We start from the raw sequence: 19400 nt of genomic DNA, 5'->3' as shown, positions 1-19400 counted from the left end.
GCGGCCGGATGGCCGCCGCCCGCCGTCTGAGGGCACACATAAAGCGGCCCGAGGCGGACGCCTCGGGCCTGGAGCGCAAGGCGCGACCGCGCCCAGACCGTCAGTCGTTGTCAGCGCATCAGTGCACGGCGCGAAGGCAAGGCGGCCGGATGGCCGCCGCCCGCCGTCTGAGGGCCAATCAAAACGTCCAGGTGAGGGAGGCGATGAAGCGTCCGTCGCAGATCTTCAGCCCGCCGCATTCGCGCTGGCTGATGTCCGTCCCGTAGTAGCCGGCGGAGGCGGAGAAACCGTAGGCGATCGGGATCGTGGCATAGGCGCTGTAAGCGAAGTAATCCGGCGCGCCGAAGCGGGCGTTGCGCTCGATCCACTGGTAGCCGACGCGGCCCGACAGGACGATGTCGAGCACCGGAAGCTTCACGTCGACGCCGCCCTCGAGCCAGTAACCGTCGCCCGAGCGGCCGAAGAAGTTCGGGGAATAGGCGGCGGTGCCGACGAAGGTGACGGGGTCGAGCTCGTATTTCAGCTTCAGCATGGCCTCCATGAAGGAGAGCTCCTGCTGGCCCGTCTGTCGGTCGTAACCTGGGTAGGTGTAGCCGATACCGCTGATGTCGAAGGTGAAGCTGCTGATGGTCCGGCGGTAGCCGGCGATGAGGTCGACTTCCTGCCGCGCATCCGTGCCGACGAAGGTCGCCGTGCTCGCGAAGGCGCCGACATACAGGCCGGTCTCGTGGGAGAGCTCGACCGAGCCCTGCGCGGCCGGGCGGTTGCGCGTCTGGCTGATGTTGCGGAAGACGTAGTCGGTCGTACCGATGGCCGACCCGGTAATCGTGAAGCCGGCGCCGAGGTCCACCTGGGCGGCGGCAGGCGCTGAGATCAGGCCTAGTCCGAGGGCGAGGGCTGCAAGTCGCTTGAGCATGGCGCGCGATCCGCTCCTGTTCGGGGCCGGGGCGCCGACCCGGCTGGCGCCCCTCATCCCGCGATGCAGCAAATCCCGTGCCGCGAACCTGTCACATATGGGTATTCATGTCGGAAGCGGCATGGTTCGCTTGCGCCAGGCCGAGGCCTGCACCGCCGAGGACTTCACATGCACAAGGACCGGGCGATCGGTGACCGCGAAGGCATCCGCCAGGACCTGATCGATCTCCGCCTCAGCCTCGATGCGGAAGGCGGCGCAGCCGAAGGACTTGGCCCAGGCGACGAAGTCAGGGTTCACCAGCCGTGTCGCCTGGTCGTAGGGGCGGCCAGGATAGCGCCCTTCATGGTGCATGCCGATCGTGCCGTAGCCGCTGTTGTCCGACAGGATCACGACGGGCGCCACGCCTTCGCGTACCGCGGTCGCGATCTCGTTGCCCGTCATCAGGATGCCGCCATCGCCCACGAAGGCGACCGCCCGCTTGTCCGTCCGCCGCAGCGCGGCGGCCACCGCCATAGGCACCGCCGCCCCCATCGCGCCCACGTTCGACGACAAGAACATGTGCGTCTGCCGGAACGGGAAGTAGCGATGGAGGAAGGAGGAAAAGTTGCCGGCATCCGACGTCACCGCCGCATCGTCCGGGATGTGCCGCGCCATGGCGGCGCAGACGGCGCCGAAATTCACGCCATCCTCCATCCGGTCCCATTCGGGCGCGAGCAGCGAGCGATGGATCGTGTTCAGCCCCTTCACCCAGCCGCGCCGCGCCTCGCTGGCCTCCGGCGCGTTGCGCGCGAGCAGGCCGCGGATGACGGCGTGCGGGTCGGCCGCGATCGGCAGGTCGACGCGCCAGACGCGGCCGATCTCGTTCGCGTCGGGCCAGACCTGCACGAGCGGCAGCTGCGGGTCGGGCGCGGCGGGGAAGGTGTAGGACTGGCTGATCGAATCCGACAGCCGCTCGCCCAGGCAGATCATGAGGTCCGCCTTCTTCATCTCGTCCAGCAGCACCTTGGGCACGCGGATGCCCATGTAGCCGCCGTAGTTCGGGTGGTGCGCGTCGAACAGATGCGGGCGGCGATGCGTCGGGCTGATGGGCAGCGACCAAGCTTCCGCGAGTCGGTTGAGGTCGGCGAGCGCCGCATCGCCGCAGGCCGCGAGCGCGCCGCCCACCAGCACGAGCGGACGCTCGGCCGCGGCCAGCATCTCCGCCAGCCGATCGAGGTCCTCCGCGCGGGGCCCCGGCTTCGGCCGGGTGCGCGGCGCGACGACGGCGCCCTCGGCGGGCTCGTCGAAGATGTCCTCGGGCAGGATCACGGCGACGGGCCCGGGCGTGCCGGATTCGGCGAGGTGGAAGGCGCGCGCGATCACCTCGCTCGCCTGGATGGGCTGGATCACCTCGAAGACGCCCTTGGTCACGTCCGACAGCAGGCGGGAATAGTTCTGTTCCTGCAGCGCGAGGCGGCCAACATCCTTGCGCTCGACATGGCCGATCAGGATCACCATCGGCGTCGCGTCGTGATAGGCGGTGTGCAGCGAGATCATCGCGTTCGTCACGCCGGGCCCGCGGGAGACGAGCGCCACGCCCGCGCGCCCGTCGCGCATGCGGCCATCGGCCGCGGCCATGAAGCCCGCGCCGCCTTCGTGCCGGCAGACGATGAGGCGGATGCGCGGGAACTCGGTCAACGCGTCGGTCAGGCCGAGATAGGATTCGCCCGGCACGCAGTAGATGAGATCCACATCATGCGCGACGAGGCTTTCGGCAAGGATGCGGCCGACGGTGCGGGTCATGTCTCTGTCCTCATTGCGGGCGGAGCCCCGCGGCGCGGACCAGCGGGGCGAAGGAATCGAGTTCGTCGCGGATGAAGGCCGTGTAGCCTTCGGGCGTGGTGTCGGGCGGCGCGCCGCCCAACTCCTCCAGCCGCGCGCGCGTCGCGGCGTCGCGCAGCACGGCGCGGATCTCCGTGGCGAGCCGCGCGGTGACGGCAGGCGGCAGGCCCGCGGGGCCCGAGATGCCGAACCAGGCGTAGGAGACGACGTCGAGCCCACCTTCCCGCAGCGTCGGCAGGTCCGGGAAGGCGGGCGCGCGTTCGGCGCCGCTCACCGCCAGGGCGCGCAGCGCGCCGGCGCGCACATGCGGCCCGGCGGAGGGCAGGCTGTCGAGCATGGCCGGAACGATGCCCGCGATGAGGTCGGTCAGCGCCGGGCCGGCGCCTCGATAGGGGATGCTCTCCGTCCGGACGCCGAGCGCCATGGCGAGCCTGACGCCGGCGAGGTGGGAGGAGGTGCCGATGCCCGCGACGGCGAAGCGCACCTCCCCGGCCGTCCGGGCGGCGGCGGCGAAGTCGGCGAGGCTGCGCACGGGGCTCGCGGGATTGACCAGCAGCACGGAAGGCGATCGCGCGATCATCGCGACATGCGTGAAGTCCGCCAGCGCATCGTACCCGATCGTCGGGTAGAGCGCGGGCGAGACTCCATGCGAGGTGGAGGAGGAGACGACCAGCGTGTGCCCGTCCGGCTCCGCGCGCGCGACCTGCTGGGCGCCGAGCGTCGCGCCGGCGCCGGGGCGGTTCTCCACCACGACCGGCTGGCCGATCCGTGCCGCCAGGCGCTCGGCGACGATGCGGCCGACCACGTCGGTCGTCCCGCCGGGCGCGAAGGGGACGACGAGGCGCACGGGGCGCGCGGGCCAGGCGGCCTGCGCGCGCGCCGGACCGGCCGCCAGCGAAGCCACGGCCAGCGCAAGGGCGCGGCGCGGCAGCATCACTCGATGGACACGCCGGCGCGGCGCACGACGGGGGCCCAGCGTTCGTGGTCGCCGCGCACGAAGGCGGCGAAGGCGGCGGGGCTCTCGCTCGGCTCCACGTCGATGCCGCCATCCTCGAGCTTCCGGCGGATCTCGGGATCGGCGATCGTCGCGCCCAGCGCGGCGTGCAGGCGCGCGACCCGGTCGGGCGGCGTGCCGCCGGTGGCGAGCAGCGCGTACCAGGTCGCGGCCTGGATGTCGGGGAAGCCGGCCTCGCCTGTGGTCGGCAGGTCGGGGATGGCGGCGTTGCGCCGGGTGCCCGCGATGGCCAGCGGCCGCACGTTGCCCGCGGCGATCTGCGGCTGCATGGGCGCGAGCGCATTGGTGAAGACCTGGATGCGCCCGGCGACGACGTCGTTCATGGCCGGGCCGGTGCCGCGATAGGGCACATGCTCCATCTCGACGCCCAGCACCTGGGTGATCAGCGCGCCGGCCGCATGCCCCGTGCTGCCGACGCCGGGGGAGGCGTAGTTCAGCGGCGGGCTCGCGGTGCGCGCGATGGCCTGGAGCTCGCGAAGGTTCGTCGCGCGGACCGAGGGATGGACGACGATGACATTGGCGCCGCTGCCGATCATGCCGATCGGCGCGAAGGCGGTCGCCGGGTCGTAGGGCAAGCGGCGGCGGACAAGCTGGTTGATGGTCAGGCTGCCCGACCCGCCGAGCAGCATGGTGTAGCCATCCGGCGTCGCCTTCGCGACGACCTCGGCGCCGAGCGCGCCGCCCGCGCCGCCGCGGTTCTCGATCACGATGGGCTGGCCGAGCCGTGCCGCCATGCCGTCGGAGACGAGGCGCCCGACGATGTCGTTCGTACCGCCCGGGGGCCAGGGGATGACGAAGCGGATCGGCCTGTCGGGAAAGGCCTGTGCCAGCGCGGGCGCCGGCAGGGCCGCGGCCAGGGCCAGCAACGCACGGCGCGTTGCCCGCAACTTGGTCATGGATCGGTTCCTCCGTGGCGCGCAGGGTGGCCGCGCCACGGAAGGGTGTCCAGGGGCCGGGTCAGCCCTTCCGGCGGGCTTCCCATTCGGCGAGCGTGATCCGCGGGATCTCGACGCGGTCCGTGGTGCGCGCGTACCAGCCGCGGCCGTGCATGCGGCCGATGAGCTCGAGCCTGGGCGTGTCGAGGTAGAACTTCTCCGCATCCAGCACGCAATCGTCGCGCACGTATTGCGCCACGACGCGGCCGAGCACGATGGTGTGCCGGCCGGCCGGGACGAACTGGAAGATCTCGCATTCCAGCGCCACCGGGCTTTCGGCGATGCGCGGCACCTTCACGCGCATCGACGGCGCGGTGGTCAGCCCCGCCTCGGCGATCTCGTTCACGCCGGGGGGGAAGTCCACGGCGGTGACGTTCATCGCCTCGGCATTCGCGGCCGAGACCAGGTTCACGACGAACTGGCCGGTCGCCTCGATATTGGCGAGCGTGTCCTTCGCCGCGCCAGGGGCGCGCGGACCGCACCCGATGCCGACCACGACCGGGTTGTCGGAGAAGGCGTTGAAGAAGGAGTAGGGCGCGGCGTTGACGCGCCCTTCCCGGTCCTGGCTGACCACCCAGGCGACCGGGCGCGGCACGACCGAGGCGACGACGAGCTTGTAGGCCTGGTCGTGCGGGATCTGCGTGAAGTCGAAATGCATCGGGCGGGTCCTTGCGTCAGGCGGCGCGGTGGGGCGGGTTCTGCCCCTTGATCAACAGCGCTTCCAGGTTCTCGATGCAGCGCGCGCCCATCGCGTCGCGCGTCTCGATGGTGGCCGAACCGAGATGCGGCAGCAGCGCCACGTTCTCGAGCCCGAAATAGCCCGGATGGACCTTCGGCTCGCCATCGTAGACATCGAGGCCGGCGGCGCGGATGTGGCCGGAGGCGAGGGCCGCGACCAGCGCCTCGTCGTCCACCGAGGGGCCGCGGCCGGTGTTCACCACCAGCGCGCCCTTCTTCATCTTGGCCAGCCGCGCCGCGTTGAGCCACTTCCGCGTGCCCTCGCCGCCGGGGACGTGCATCGAGAGAACGTCGATGGCGCCGAGGAAGGCATCTTCGGTCGGGTGGAAGGTGGCACCCTTCTCGAGCTCCGGCGGCAGGCGCTGCACGTCGTGGTAGTGGATCTCCATCTGCATGCCGCGCGCCATGTCGGCGAGCTGGCGGCCGATGCGGCCGAAGCCGAGCACGCCGAGCTTCTTGTCCTGCAGCGTCACGCCCATGAGCTGCGTCGGCGCCCAGCCTTCCCACTTGCCGGCGCGGACCATGCGCTCGCCTTCCCCGGCGCGGCGCGCAGCCATCAGCATCAGGGTGAAGGCGCATTCGGCGGTGGCGAAGGAGAGCACCTCCGGCGTGTGCGTCACGGCGATGCCGCGCGCCTTGCAGGCGTCGAGCGCGATATGGTCCACGCCGACCGAGAAGGTGGTCACGATCTTCACGCTCGCCGGCAGGGCGGCGATGGTCTCGGCGTTCATCGGGTCGCCCGCGGCGCAGAGCACGCCGGCCGCGCCCGCCTCGGTCGCCCGGCGCGCGATCTCGGCGCCCGAGCGGAACCAGGGCTCGTCATTCGGGTTCAGCCGCGCGTCGAACAGGGCGGCGAGCCGCGCCTCCACGCCATCGGGCAGCTTGCGGGTGACAAGGAGGACCGGCTTGGCCATGGAACGCTTCCTGCATGGTTCTGTTGAGCTTGCCCGCGCATAGCGCGCCCCGCCCCGTCTTGCCAGGGGGCGGGGGAGGGGGCAGGGTCCGCGCGGTTCCACGGCAACGCATAGGGAATGGTCAGGATGGATCTCGGTCTGAAGGGCAAGCGCGCGCTGGTCATGGGCGGGGCCAAGGGGCTCGGGCGGTCGATCGCCGATGCGCTGGCCGCCGAGGGCACGGTGCTGACGATCAGCGGCCGCGACGTGCCGGCGATGGAGAAGGCCGCCGCCGACCTCAAGGCGCTGGGCGCGCCGGCCGTCACGGTCGTGCAGGCCGACGTGTCGAGCGGCGAGGAGATGGACAAGCTCGCCGATGCCGCCGTGAAGGCCATGGGCGGGGTGGACATCCTGGTGCTGAACCACGGTGGGCCGCCGGTCTGCACCGCCTCCGACATGAAGGAAGCGGACCTGGTCAAGTGGTTCCAGAACATCGTCGTCTCGCCGATCCGGATCACCATGCGGCTGATGCCGGCGATGCGGGCGCAGAAGTACGGACGCGTGATCGTCGTCGGCTCGTCCGGCATGCAGCACCCGATCCCGACGCTGGCGCTGTCCAACACGCTGCGTGCCTCCATCTGGGCGTGGCTCAAGACGCTCTCGGCCGAGGTCGCGGCGGATGGCGTGACGATGAACATCCTCGCGCCGGGTTCGATCCGCACCGACCGCATCACGCAGACCGCCGCGGTGCGCGCCGAGAAGGCGGGCACGAGCGTGGACGAGGAGATCGCGAAGGCGGGCCGCGAGGTGCCGGCCGGGCGCGTGGGCGAGCCGTCCGAATACGGCCCGATGGGTGCCTTCCTCGCCGGCGCGACGGGCGCCTACATCACCGGCACGATGGTCCGCGTGGATGGCGGCCGCGTGCGGAGCATGTTCTGACCCGCGCATGGGCGCCGGCCCACCGGCGCCCTTCTTGCCACGCTGACGATTGAAAGGCGCCGGGATGCTGCCCAACCTCACCCCCGACACGGATCTGGCCGCCGAACTCTTTGCCGGGCTCAGGGCCGGCAGCACGGATGGCGAGGGCGTGACGCGGGAAGCCTATGGTCCCGGCGAACGCATGGCGCATGCGCTGGTGCGCGCGGCGGCCGACCGGCTCGGCCTGGAAAGCACGGTCGATGTCGCGGGCAACCTGTACATGACGCTGCCCGGCGCCGATCGCGCGGCGAAGCGGATCGTCATCGGCAGCCACCTCGACAGCGTGCGCCAGGGCGGCAACTACGACGGCGCGGCTGGCGTTCTGGCTGGCATGGCGGCCGTCGCGGGCATGAAGCGCGCGGGCTTCGTCCCCGGGCGCGACATCACCGTCATGGCGATCCGGGCGGAGGAGGCGGGCGCCTGGTTCCCCGTCTCCTATCCCGGCAGCCGCATGGCGCTCGGCCTGCTGAAGCCCGACGGGCTCGAGATCCGGCGCCAAGACTCAGGTCGGACCCTGGCCGAGCACATGAAGGAAGAAGGCTTCGATCCGAACGCCGTCGCGCGCGGCGAACACGCGATCGGCGCGCACAACGTCGCCGCCTTTCTCGAACTGCATATCGAGCAGGGGCCGGTGCTGGAGACGGAGCAGGTGCCCATCGGCATCGTCACCGGCATCCCCGGCAGCCGGCGCCTGCGCCAGGCGCGGGTGGTCGGCGAGTACAACCATTCCGGCGCGACGCCGCGCAAGTACCGACGCGATGCCGCGGCCGCGCTGGCGGAGCTCGTGCACCGGATGGACGAGGAATGGTGCCGGCTGGATGCGATGGGCCATGCGCTGGTGTGCACCTTCTGCACCATGGCGACGACGGCGGAAGCCGGCTTCACCAAGATCGCGGGGGAGGCGACCTTCTCCCTTGATGTCCGCAGCGTGAGCCCGCACGCCTGCGACCTGATGTTCGAGGCGATGCACCGCTTCATGGCCGATATCGAGGCGCGCCGCGGGGTGCGCTTCGAGCGCGGGCCCGAGACCGGCAGCCGCGCCGCCATCATGGATGAGGGCATCCGCGCGGGACTCGCGCGCGCGGCGGATGCGCTCGGCATCCGGCACATCCCGATCGCCTCGGGCGCCGGGCACGACGCGGCCGCCTTCGCCGAGGCCAAGGTTCCGTCCAGCATGCTGTTCGTCCGCAACCAGAACGGCAGCCACAATCCGAAGGAAGACATGCGCATGGAAGATTTTGCGGCGGCCTGCGCCGTTGTGCAGCGCTGGGCGGCGGAGATGGCGCAGTGACGGCTCGGCTTGCGGTCGACATCGGCGGGACCTTCACCGACCTCGCCATCGAGAAGGACGGGCAGCGCTGGACCACGAAGGTGCTGACCACCCCCTCCGCGCCCGAGAAGGGCGTGCTGGAGGGTGTCGCGCAGGTTCTCGCCAAGGCTGGCATGGCGCCTGGCGACCTTTCGCTGGTCATCCACGGCACCACGCTCGCGACCAACGCGATCATCGAGCGCAAGGGCGCGAAGACGGCGCTGCTGACGACCGAGGGGTTCCGTGACGTGCTCGCGCTGGCCAACGAGGCGCGCTACGACCAGTACGACCTCAACATCGACCTCCCGCAGCCGCTGGTGCGCCGCCGCTGGCGCGTCGCGGTGCCGGAGCGGCTGGACAATACCGGCAAGGTGCTCGTGCCGCTCGACGAGGCCGCGGTGCGGGCGCAGGTGGAATTCCTCAAGGGCGAGGGGATCGAAAGCCTCGCCATCGGCTTCCTCCATGCCTTCGTGAACCCGGCGCACGAACAGCGCGCGGCCGCCATCGTGCGGGAGATGTGGCCGGGACTGCCGGTCTCGCTTTCCTCAGACGTCTCGCCCGAGATGCGCGAGTGGGAGCGGTTCAGCACGACGGTCGCGAACGCCTATGTGCAGCCGCTGATGGCGACCTATCTCGGCCGGCTGGAGACCGGGCTGCGCGCGGCGGGCGTTGCCTGCCCGCTGTTCCTGATGCTGTCGGGCGGCGGGCTCACCACGATCGAGACCGCGTCGCGCTTCCCCATCCGCCTGGTTGAATCCGGCCCGGCCGGCGGGGCGATCTTCTCCGCCTTCGTCGCCAAGCAGCGCGGCTTCTCCAAGGTGCTGTCCTTCGACATGGGCGGGACGACGGCGAAGGTCTGCCTGATCGACGATTTCCGCCCGCAGGCGTCGCGCACCTTCGAGGTCGCGCGCGTCGGCCGCTTCAAGAAGGGATCAGGGCTGCCGCTGCGCATCCCCGTGATCGAGATGGTGGAGATCGGCGCCGGCGGCGGGTCCATCGCGCAGGTGGACAGCATGGGCCGCATCCAGGTCGGGCCGGAATCCGCCGGCGCCGATCCCGGTCCGGCCTGCTACGGGCGCGGCGGGACGCATCCGGCGGTGACGGATGCGAACCTCGCCCTTGGCCGCTACGAGCCGTCGCTGTTCGCCGGCGGGTCCCTGCCGCTGAAGCCGGAACTTTCGCGCGATGCGCTTGCCGCGCATGTCGGGGGCAAGCTCGGCCTGTCGGCCGACATGGCCGGGCTCGGCGTGGTCGAGATGGTGGACGAGAACATGGCGAATGCCGCCCGCGTCCACGCCATCGAGAGCGGCAAGGGATATGAGGGCCGCATCGTCATCGCCTTCGGCGGCGGCGGTCCTGTGCATGGCTATCGCGTCTGCGAGAAGGTTGGCGTGAAGCGCATGCTCGTGCCGTCGGGCGCGGGTGTCGGCAGCGCAATCGGCTTCCTGCGCGCGCCGGTGGCGTATGAGGTGGTGAAGTCGCTCTACCAGCGCTTCGGCACCTTCGACCTTGGGGCGGTGAACGGGCTGCTCGCCTCGATGTCGGCCGAGGCGACGAAGGTCGTCTCGGAAGGCGCCTTCGGCATGCCGGTCGAGGAAACACGCATCGCCTACATGCGGTATGTCGGCCAGGGGCACGAGATCTCGGTCCCGCTGCCGCCGCGCGCGCTGACGGCCCAGGACGTGGCCGAGATCCGCGCGCTGTACGACAGCGAGTACACCCGCTTCTACGACCGGCCGGTGCCGGGATCGGATGTGGAGATCCTGTCCTTCGCCGTCACGGTCCGCACGGTGGAGGCGCATGTCGAACCCGCCGCGCCGGTCGCAGACGCGCCGGCACCCAAGCCGATCCGCGTGCAGATGGTGCGCGACACGGCGACGGGCGAGGTAGCCGAATGGCCCGTCTATGACCGCGACCAGATGGTGCCGGGGGCGACCGTGCCCGGCCCCGCCATCGTGGCGGAGGCGGAGACGAGCACGCTGGTGGGACCTGGCTGGACCTGCCGGATGGATGGGCTTGGATATCTCGACCTGGCGCAGGAGGCCGCGTGATGAGCAAGGAAACCGGAGCCCTCGCGCAGATCCAGCGCCAGATCCAGTGGAACCGCCTGATCGCGGTGGTCGAGGAACAGGCGCAGACCATGATCCGCACCGCCTTCAGCACCACGGTGCGCGAGGCGGGCGATCTCTCCGCGGGCATCTTCGACCTCGAGGGGCGGATGCTGGCGCAGGCCGTGACCGGGACGCCCGGGCACGTGAATTCGATGGCGGAATCGGTCGCGCACTTCCTCAGGAAGTTCCCCGCGCACACGATGAACCCGGGCGATCACTACATCACCAACGATCCCTGGCTCGCGACCGGGCACCTGCATGACCTCACCGTCGTCACGCCGGCCTTCCGTCGCGGCAAGATCGTTGGGCTCTTCGCCAACACCGCGCACATCATCGATATCGGCGGCCTCGGCATGGGGCCGGAAGGGCGGAGCGTCTTCGAGGAAGGCCTGTATATCCCGATCGTGAAGTGCTTCGATCGCAACGCACCGAACGAGACCTTCTTCGACTTCATCCGCGCGGGGTCGCGCACGCCTGTCGAGCTCGAAGGCGACATCTACTCCCTGTGCGCCTGCAACGACGCGGGGGCGAAGCGGCTCGTCGAGATGATGGACGAGTTCGCGATGGAGAGCCTCGACGACCTCGCCCACTACATCTTCGAGGCAAGCACGCGCGCGACGCTGGCCGAGATCGCCAAGCTGCCGCGCGGCACCTATCGCAGCGAGATCAAGTCCGACGGCTACGAATCGCCCGTCACCATGAAGGCCGCCATGACGATCCATGATGATCGGATCGTGGTGGATTTCGCCGGCACCTCCGGCCTGTCGAACCGAGGCATCAACGTGCCCCCGGCCTATTGCCGGGCCTATGCCTGCTTCGGGATCAAGTGCGTGGTCGCACCCGAGGTCCCGAACAACTGGGCGTCGCTGATGCCCTTCCAGATGGAGATCCCGGAAGGCTGCATCCTGAACGCACCGCGGCCCTATCCGGTCAGCGTGCGCCATGTCGTGGGCCAGTTGATCCCCGACCTGATGATGGGCTGCCTGCACCATGCGATCCCGCATCGCGTGAATGCTGAAGGCTCCTCCGCCTTGTGGAACCCGCCGCTGCGTGGCGGCAGCCAGGTCTCCGGCCAGGCGGCGGAGACCGAGGATTTCGAGATCATCACCTTCAATTCCGGCGGCACCGGCGCGCGGCCGGGCAAGGACGGGCTCGACGGCACGGCCTTCCCTTCGGGCGTGCGCACCATGCCGGTGGAGGCGACGGAGAACGTCGCGCCGGTGATCTTCTGGCAGAAGCAGCTGCGCCCGGATTCCGCGGGCCCGGGCCGCACCCGCGGCGGCTTCGGCCAGGTGATGGAGATCGGTGCCAAGGGGGACGCGGAATTCGCGGTCAACGCCATCTTCGACCGCGTCGCCAATCCGCCGAAGGGGCGCGATGGCGGCGGGGAGGGCGCGGCCGGCTGGGTCGGGCTCAACGACCCGAACGGGACGGTGCTGCGCACCAAGGGCTTCCAGATCATCCCGAAGGGGCGCCGGTTGCTGCTGAAGCTCCCCGGGGGTGGCGGCATGGGGGATCCGAAGGCTCGTGATCCGGCGCTTGTGCGGCGCGACGTGGAGGATGGGTTGGTCTCGCCTTCCGCCGCGCGCGACATCTATGGAAATGGCGACTGACGCAGAAAGAGGCGAATGTTGGCGTGGCGTCCCACGTTGTGGGACGCGCTGGGCGCGTTATAGACCACTCGGGGTTGCATTAAAAAAAGTTAACTCAATGCCCGCTGCGTGGTGAATCGCGGCTTCGTGAGGTGAAGGTGCCGGACCCCCCAATCCGGACCTTCACGCCCATGGCAACCATCATCGGTACGAGCGGCGCTGACACGATTACCAACGCATTGGCCTCGCCCGGTGTCGTTGGCGGGCCATCGACCGCGATTGCCGATTCGATCTCGGGTGGTGATGGTGCCGACTTGCTTTTCGGCTTCAGCGGAAACGATACGATTATCGGCGGCGGCGCAGCGGATACGCTGGATGGCGGCGCCGGGACCGACAGCCTTGTGGGCGGTGCGGACAACGACGTCTACGTCGTGGACTCGCAGTCCGATGTGATTGTCGAGGACCCCTCGGGTGGGCTGGACACAGTTCGCGCGGCGGGTGGCACGTCCTATGTCCTGGCGGACAACTTGGAAGTGCTTGTGCTGTCCGGCGCGGCAGTACTGAACGGCACGGGCAATGCCGAGAACAACACGGTGCTCGGCAATGCGAACGCAAATTCGCTCAACGGCGGCGGCGGCGTCGATACGCTCGTTGGTGGTGACGGCGCGGACACGCTGAATGGCGGAGCGGATACTCTGTCGGACTCGCTGGTCGGTGGCCTTGCGGACGATTCCTACATCATCGATGGCGCCGCGCCGGATCTGATTGTTGAGAACGTCGGCGGCGGCCTGGACCGCGTCATGGTGATGTCCGGTGTGAGCTACACGCTGGCCGACCAGGTCGAGAACTTGCTGCTGACCGGCACCGGTGTCCTGAACGGAACGGGTAACGGGCTGGCGAACCGTATCACTGGCAATGGCGACGCCAATTCGCTGATCGGTGCGGCGGGGCTGGACACGCTTGAAGGTGGCAACGGCGCGGACACGCTGCTGGGCGGCGACGACGCGGACAGCCTGTTCGGCGGCGCCGGCATTGATTTGCTGGACGGTGGTGCGGGCGTTGACACGCTGGTCGGTGGCGAGGGTGGCGATAGCCTGACGGGCGGTGCCGGCATCGACCGCTTCATCATCACGGCCGATCCTGCTGCGGATACGATTGCTGACCTCGGTCAGGGCGGTGCTGACGTGCTGCTCGTGGCAACCGGGGCGCGGGTGGAGGCGACGGTCAGTTCGGCAGGCTGGACGGCGACGGCGGGGACGATCAACGCCGGCACCGCGACGCTGACGACGAACGGCTTTGCGGTGAACCTGGCGGCGGCAACCGGCACGTCGGGCTGGACGGTGGCGAATTCAGGCGGCGCGACGACGATCATCGGTTCGGCTCGGGCGGATTCATTGGTCGGTGGGGTGGGGCTCGATACACTTATCGGTGGTGACGGCGCGGACACGCTGAATGGCGGGGCGGATGCGCTGTCGGATTCGCTGGTCGGAGGCCTTGCGGACGATACCTACATCATCGATGGCGCCGCGCCGGATCTGATTGTTGAGAGCGTCGGCGGCGGCTTGGACCGCGTCATGGTGATGTCCGGCGCGAGCTACACGCTGTCCGACCAGGTCGAGAACCTGTTGCTGACCGGCGCCGGTGTGCTGAACGGAACGGGCAACGCGCTGTCGAACCGTATCACTGGCAATGGCGACGCCAATTCGCTGATCGGCGCGGCGGGGCTGGACACGCTGGAAGGCGGCAACGGCGCAGACACGCTGCTGGGCGGCGACGACGCGGACAGCCTGTTCGGCGGCGCCGGCATTGATTTGCTGGACGGTGGTGCGGGCGTTGACACGCTGGTCGGTGGCGAGGGTGGCGATAGCCTGACGGGCGGTGCCGGCATCGACCGCTTCATCATCACGGCCGATCCTGCTGCGGATACGATTGCTGACCTCGGTCAGGGCGGTGCTGACGTGCTGCTCGTGGCAACCGGGGCGCGGGTGGAGGCGACGGTCAGTTCGGCAGGCTGGACGGCGACGGCGGGGACGATCAACGCCGGCACCGCGACGCTGACGACGAACGGCTCAGCAGTGAACCTGGCCGTGGCGACAGGCGTGTCCGGCTGGACGGTGGCGAATTCGGGCGGCGCGACGACGATCATCGGCTCGACGCGCGGTGATTCGCTGGTGGGCGGCACGGGCGCGGACACGCTGTTCGGTTGGGTCGGCGATGACACGCTGGTGGGCGGCGTTGGGACTGATCGCCTGGCTGGTGGCGTCGGAAACGACCTTTACGACGTAGATGGGCAGGCGGATGTCGTGCTCGAAGCCGCGGGCAGCGGAATCGACACGGTACGGGTCGCCGGGGGCACGTCCTATCAGCTTGGCGCCGAACTCGAGAACCTTGAGCTGATCGGTCCAGGCCTGCTTAGCGGGACCGGCAACGCGCTTGCCAACCGCATCGTCGGCAACGCGAACGCCAACACTCTTACCGGCGGAGCGGGCGACGATACGCTGGAGGGTGGCCTCGACACCGTGTCCGACACGCTGATCGGGGGGCTCGGCGCTGATCGCTACCTGATCGAGGCCGGGTTCGACGTCGTCGTCGAGGACAGCGTCGCCGGCAGTGGCGTCGATATCGTACAGATCGGTAGCGTGCGCGCCGGGGTGACCAGCTACACGCTGGCCGAGAATGCCGAAGTGCTTCTGCTCAACGGCCTGATCGCGGGAGGCGTCGGAAATAGCCTCGCCAACCGGATCATCGGTGGTGCGGACGCAAACTCCATCGCCGGCCAGGACGGCAACGACACGCTGGAAGGTGGCACGGGCGTCGACACGCTCGATGGCGGCCTTGGCAACGACACGCTGATCGGTGGCAACAACAACGACACGCTGATCGGTGGGGCGGGCATCGACCGCTTCGTTGCCGATGCGGCCGTCGACTCGATACAGGACCTCGGGACCGGCGGCGCGGATGTGCTTGTCGTCGCTACCGGAGCGACAGCCCAGGCGACGGTCACGGCCGCCTGGACGGCGACGGCTGCGACGAGCAATTTCGGCACTGCCACGCTGACGACGAACGGCTTTGCGGTGAACGTGGCTGCGGCGACGGGTACATCGGGCTGGACGGTCGCGAATACGGGCGGCGCGACGACGATCATCGGCTCGACGCGCGGTGATTCGCTGGAGAGCGGCACGGCAGCGGACGTGCTCTACGGCTGGGTCGGCAATGACACGCTGGTGGGTGGCGCTGACGCCGTTGCCGATACCCTGCACGGTGGGCTCGGAAACGACCGTTACGTGATCCGGGCTGGCGATCGTACCTTCGAGGCGCTTGACGCAGGCATCGACACGCTGGAGGCCAGCGGGCCTGGTGCCTTCACGCTCGAACCGAATGTCGAGGTTCTGCACCTCACGGGCACGGATACGGCGTCGGTTGACGGGAACGTCCTGTCGAACCTGATGCTGGGCAATAGCCGGGCCAACACGCTCAATGGCTTCGACGGCAACGACACGCTCGTTGGCGGCGGCGGCGATGACGCGCTGGAAGGGGGCGCGGGAATCGACTCCATGTCTGTGGATGCCGGGATGGACGCGGTCATCGGTATCGGCATCGGCGGCGCCGACGTGCTGGATATCGCCGTGGGTGCGACGGCCAACGGAAACCTTGGGGCGGCATGGGCCGCGACCGGGCGCACCAGCAACAACGGCACTGCCAATCTCACGACCAACGGCTTCGCCCTGAACCTGGCGATGGCGACCGGAACGAATGGCTGGAAGGTCGTCAATACGGGCGCCGCGACGTCGCTGTTTGGTTCGTCGTTTGACGACACGTTCAGCGGCGGGAGTGGCAACGATACGCTGGTCGGCGGCGTGGGTGTCGATAGCCTTGGCGGCGGCGGCGGCAGCGACCTCTACATCATCGATGGCGAGGCCGACGCGATCTTCGGCGAGGCGGCCGACACCGCGGGCGGCATCGACCGCGTCATCGTGTCGAACATCACCACCTACACACTCGCCGACAATGTCGAGATCCTCGTGCTCGGCACGGGCGTTGAGGACGGCATCGGCAACGACGACACCAACACGATCATCGGCAACGCGCTCGACAACTCGCTCTTTGGTGGCGGCGCCGATGACTCCCTCCTGGGCGGCGCCGGCAACGACGTGCTCAATGGCGGGACGGGTGCCGATACGCTTGTGGGAAGCATCGGGGATGACCACTACGTCGTTGACGCGCCAACCGATCGCGTCGTCGAGGCGCTGGCCGCTGGCAGCGATACGGTGCAGGCCACCGCGTCCGGCATCTACACTCTCGCGGACAATGTCGAGACGCTGCTGCTTGACGCGTCCGCCACCGGAAATGGCAATGCCCTCTCGAACCTGATCCGCGGCAGCGCCGGGGATGACATCATCGATGGCAAGGCGGGCAACGACACGCTGATCAGCGGCGGCGGGAATGATGCGCTGACCGGTGGCCTGGGCCTGGATCGCTTCGAGGTGACCGCAGGTACGGGCAACACCATCACCGACCTGGCGCTGGGCGGGGCCGAGGTGCTCGACGTGGCGGCTGGCGCCGCGGTCGACGCCACCTTGGCGGCTGCCTGGGCAGCTACCAATGCCACCAGCAACAGGGGCGTCGCACGGCTCGTGACCAATGGCTTCGCCGTCAACCTCGCGGCGGTCGATGGTGGCCAGGGCTGGCGCGTCGAGAACCTCGCAAGCACCGCCGTCACGCTGACCGGGTCGCTGTACGATGACACGCTGGTGGGCGGCGGCGGCAACGACACGCTGATCGGCGGCGCGGGCGTGGATTCCCTCGTCGGCGGCGGCGGCAACGACCTCTATCGCGTCGTCTATGGCGAAGGCGACGTGGTGGTCGAACTGCCCGGCAGCGGCACCGACCGGGTGGAGCTCTCCGGGGTCCAGGGTTTCTCCGACCCGGCCTATCTGCTTGCCGCCGATGTCGAGGAACTCGTTCTGCTCGGCGATGTGCGCGACGCGACGGGCAACGGCCTCGCCAACAGGATCACCGGCAACGCGGAGGCCAACCTCCTGCGCGGGGATGTCGAGGGCGACACGCTCGCCGGCGCCGATACGCTGCTGGGCGCTGCCGGGCTCGATACGCTTCGTGGCCTTGGCGGCAACGATCTGCTGCTTGGCGGAGACGATGCCGACCTTATCGAGGGCGGCGAGGGCAACGACACGCTGCTCGGCGATGCCGGCAACGACACCTTGGTCGGCGGCGTGGGCGGCGACAGCCTGGTGGGCGGGCTGGGCCTCGACTGGCTCGACTACCGCGCGGACACGCTGGGTGTGTCCATCAACCTCACGCTGGGCGCGGCGGCCTTGGGCGATGCGCAGGGCGATACCGTCAGCGGCTTCGAAGCCGTGATCGGTGGCAGCGGCAACGATACCATCGTCGGCCGCAACGATGTCGGCGAGACGCTCGTGGGCGGTGCCGGCGCCGACAATCTATCGGGCGGCGGCGGCATCGACTGGCTCGACTACAGCACGGATGCGGCCGGCGTCACGGTGAACCTCGGCAGTGGCTCGGTTAGTGGCGGGGATGCCGCCGGCGACACCATCGCCGGCTTCGAAGCGCTGCGTGGCGGTACGGGCAACGACAGCCTGGCCGGGAGCATCGTTGCGAATACGCTGCTCGGTGGCGCCGGCGCCGATACGCTGGACGGCGGCGTGGGGACCGACAGCCTCGTCGGCGGCTTGGGCGACGATGTCTATATCGTCGAGTCGACGGCCGATGTCGTGCAGGAGGACGGCGGGGCTGGCACCGATACGGTGCGGGTGACCGGCGGGACCGCCTATGCGCTGGGCGCGAATCTCGAAGTTCTGGAATTGGCGGGCGCCACGCTGCTCAACGGGGCCGGTAACGCGCTGTCGAACCGCATTGTCGGGAATATGCTGGCGAACACGCTGTTCGGCGCCGACGGCGACGATACCATCCTTGGTGGCGACGCCGCAGATACGCTGCTCGGCAGCGTTGGGGCCGACAATCTGCTGGGTGAGGGCGGCGATGACCGCCTCGATGGCGGCGTGGGGAACGACACGCTGGTCGGCGGCCTCGGGAACGATGTCTATATCGTCGACAGCACCGCCGATCGGGTCGATGAGGAAGCGGGCCTCGGCAGCGGCATCGACACGGTGCAGGCCGTTGCGGGCACCGCGCACATCCTGTCGGCCGATGTCGAGGTGCTGGTTCTGGCCGGCGCCGCCGTGCTGCACGGCACGGGCAACGGCTCCGACAACCTGATCATTGGCAATGCCGCCGCCAACTCGCTCGACGGCGGCGCCGGCGCCGACACGCTCATTGGTGGCGACGGGGCGGATACGTTGGTCGGCAGTGGCGACTCGGCCGTCGACAGCCTCGTCGGCGGGTTAGCCAACGATGTTTACGTCATCGACGGCGCGGCGCCCGACACGGTTGTCGAGGCCGCCGGCGGTGGTACCGACACGGTGCGGCTTGTGGCGGGCGGTTCCTACACGCTCGTGAACGATGTCGAGATCCTCGTGCTCGCGGGCACGGCGGCCCAGGACGGGGTCGGGAATCTTCTGGGCAACCGCATCACCGGCAACGACTTCGCCAATTCCATCTCCGGCGAAGCCGGTGCCGACGTGCTCGAAGGTGGTATCGGCAACGACACCTTGTCCGGAGGTTCCGGCGGGGACATCCTCATCGGCGGTGCGGGAGCCGACAGCCTTGCCGGGGGCACGGAAAACGATCTCTTCCGGCTGCTGAGCCTGGCGGACAGCCCCGTCGCTGGTCCGGCGGACACTATCGCCGGTGCGGACACCATCGCGGACTTCCAGGATCCGGCCGGCATTGGCGTCGCCGACGTGATCGACCTTTCGGCGATCGATGCGAATGACCTGGCTATCGGCAACCAGGCCTTCTCCTTCGTCGGGACTGCGGCCTTCACCAGCGGCGTGCGCGGCCAGTTGCGCTATGACTCGGTTCCCGGCGGTGAGTACCGCATCGCGGGCGATGTGAACGGCGACGCGACGGCGGATTTCGTCCTCGTCGTCATCTCCACGGCGTCCGGCCCCGAATCCGACTGGTTCATCCTCTGACGCGCGCCGGCGGGGTCAT

11 protein-coding genes are annotated in these 19400 nt (G+C 69.4%); 5 read left to right on the top strand and 6 right to left on the bottom strand.

All coding sequences use genetic code 11. The features are described from left to right. Positions 1-178: 178 nt before the first annotated feature. The 6 genes from J5Y09_RS11010 to J5Y09_RS10985 all read right to left on the bottom strand — a co-directional run bounded on the left by J5Y09_RS11010 (position 179) and on the right by J5Y09_RS10985 (position 6339). The gene (locus J5Y09_RS11010; protein ID WP_209351799.1) at positions 179-916 is read right to left on the bottom strand and encodes a TorF family putative porin; all 738 of its coding nucleotides are present in this window, start codon (positions 914-916) and stop codon (positions 179-181) included. A 105-nt stretch (positions 917-1021) separates the two neighbouring features. Then, positions 1022-2698: a thiamine pyrophosphate-dependent enzyme gene (locus J5Y09_RS11005; protein ID WP_209351798.1), complete on the bottom strand. Its 1677-nt coding sequence runs from the start codon at positions 2696-2698 to the stop codon at positions 1022-1024. Positions 2699-2708: 10 nt separating this feature from the next. Continuing rightward, positions 2709-3671 carry a Bug family tripartite tricarboxylate transporter substrate binding protein gene (locus J5Y09_RS11000; RefSeq protein ID WP_209351797.1) on the bottom strand — a complete coding sequence of 321 codons (963 nt, stop codon included), beginning with the start codon at positions 3669-3671 and terminating at the stop codon, positions 2709-2711. Next, positions 3671-4648, bottom strand: a complete 978-nt coding sequence (locus tag J5Y09_RS10995; protein WP_209351796.1) for a Bug family tripartite tricarboxylate transporter substrate binding protein — start codon at positions 4646-4648, stop codon at positions 3671-3673. The genes J5Y09_RS11000 and J5Y09_RS10995 overlap by 1 nt, the downstream gene beginning before the upstream one ends. Positions 4649-4709: 61 nt before the next feature. Further along, complete coding sequence (locus tag J5Y09_RS10990) at positions 4710-5345, bottom strand: flavin reductase family protein (RefSeq protein WP_209351795.1); 636 nt, start codon at positions 5343-5345, stop codon at positions 4710-4712. A gap of 16 nt (positions 5346-5361) precedes the next feature. Then, complete coding sequence (locus J5Y09_RS10985; protein WP_209351794.1) at positions 5362-6339, bottom strand: 2-hydroxyacid dehydrogenase; 978 nt, start codon at positions 6337-6339, stop codon at positions 5362-5364. A 126-nt stretch (positions 6340-6465) separates the two neighbouring features. Here J5Y09_RS10985 and J5Y09_RS10980 point away from each other — a divergent pair, with 126 nt between their 5' ends. The 5 genes from J5Y09_RS10980 to J5Y09_RS24605 all read left to right on the top strand — a co-directional run bounded on the left by J5Y09_RS10980 (position 6466) and on the right by J5Y09_RS24605 (position 19381). Continuing rightward, entirely contained in the window at positions 6466-7257 is a 792-nt protein-coding gene (locus J5Y09_RS10980; protein WP_209351793.1) for an SDR family oxidoreductase, read from the top strand. A 64-nt stretch (positions 7258-7321) separates the two neighbouring features. Then, the gene (locus J5Y09_RS10975; protein WP_209351792.1) at positions 7322-8587 is read left to right on the top strand and encodes a Zn-dependent hydrolase; all 1266 of its coding nucleotides are present in this window, start codon (positions 7322-7324) and stop codon (positions 8585-8587) included. Next, positions 8584-10656: a hydantoinase/oxoprolinase family protein gene (locus J5Y09_RS10970; protein ID WP_209351791.1), complete on the top strand. Its 2073-nt coding sequence runs from the start codon at positions 8584-8586 to the stop codon at positions 10654-10656. Before J5Y09_RS10975 ends, J5Y09_RS10970 begins: the two co-directional genes overlap by 4 nt. Beyond that, a complete protein-coding gene (locus tag J5Y09_RS10965) occupies positions 10656-12329 on the top strand; it encodes a hydantoinase B/oxoprolinase family protein (RefSeq protein ID WP_209351790.1) in 1674 nt (557 codons plus the stop codon). Before J5Y09_RS10970 ends, J5Y09_RS10965 begins: the two co-directional genes overlap by 1 nt. Before the next feature lie 170 nt (positions 12330-12499). Further along, a complete protein-coding gene (locus J5Y09_RS24605) occupies positions 12500-19381 on the top strand; it encodes a calcium-binding protein (RefSeq protein WP_280845468.1) in 6882 nt (2293 codons plus the stop codon). The last annotated feature ends 19 nt before the right edge of the window (positions 19382-19400 follow it).

The sequence above is a fragment of the Roseomonas nitratireducens genome, from assembly GCF_017813355.1.
GTDB classification, from domain to species: Bacteria; Pseudomonadota; Alphaproteobacteria; order Acetobacterales; family Acetobacteraceae; genus Neoroseomonas; species Neoroseomonas nitratireducens.
Note: the sequence above shows the minus strand (reverse complement) of the source record. Positions and strands in the feature narration are given on the sequence as shown.

Coding starts and splice junctions, on each gene's coding strand:
- J5Y09_RS11010 (WP_209351799.1), bottom strand. CDS start 916: ATGCTCAAGCGACTTGCAGCCCTCGCCCTCGGACTAGGCCTGATCTCA.
- J5Y09_RS11005 (WP_209351798.1), bottom strand. CDS start 2,698: ATGACCCGCACCGTCGGCCGCATCCTTGCCGAAAGCCTCGTCGCGCAT.
- J5Y09_RS11000 (WP_209351797.1), bottom strand. CDS start 3,671: ATGCTGCCGCGCCGCGCCCTTGCGCTGGCCGTGGCTTCGCTGGCGGCC.
- J5Y09_RS10995 (WP_209351796.1), bottom strand. CDS start 4,648: ATGACCAAGTTGCGGGCAACGCGCCGTGCGTTGCTGGCCCTGGCCGCG.
- J5Y09_RS10990 (WP_209351795.1), bottom strand. CDS start 5,345: ATGCATTTCGACTTCACGCAGATCCCGCACGACCAGGCCTACAAGCTC.
- J5Y09_RS10985 (WP_209351794.1), bottom strand. CDS start 6,339: ATGGCCAAGCCGGTCCTCCTTGTCACCCGCAAGCTGCCCGATGGCGTG.
- J5Y09_RS10980 (WP_209351793.1), top strand. CDS start 6,466: ATGGATCTCGGTCTGAAGGGCAAGCGCGCGCTGGTCATGGGCGGGGCC.
- J5Y09_RS10975 (WP_209351792.1), top strand. CDS start 7,322: ATGCTGCCCAACCTCACCCCCGACACGGATCTGGCCGCCGAACTCTTT.
- J5Y09_RS10965 (WP_209351790.1), top strand. CDS start 10,656: ATGAGCAAGGAAACCGGAGCCCTCGCGCAGATCCAGCGCCAGATCCAG.
- J5Y09_RS24605 (WP_280845468.1), top strand. CDS start 12,500: ATGGCAACCATCATCGGTACGAGCGGCGCTGACACGATTACCAACGCA.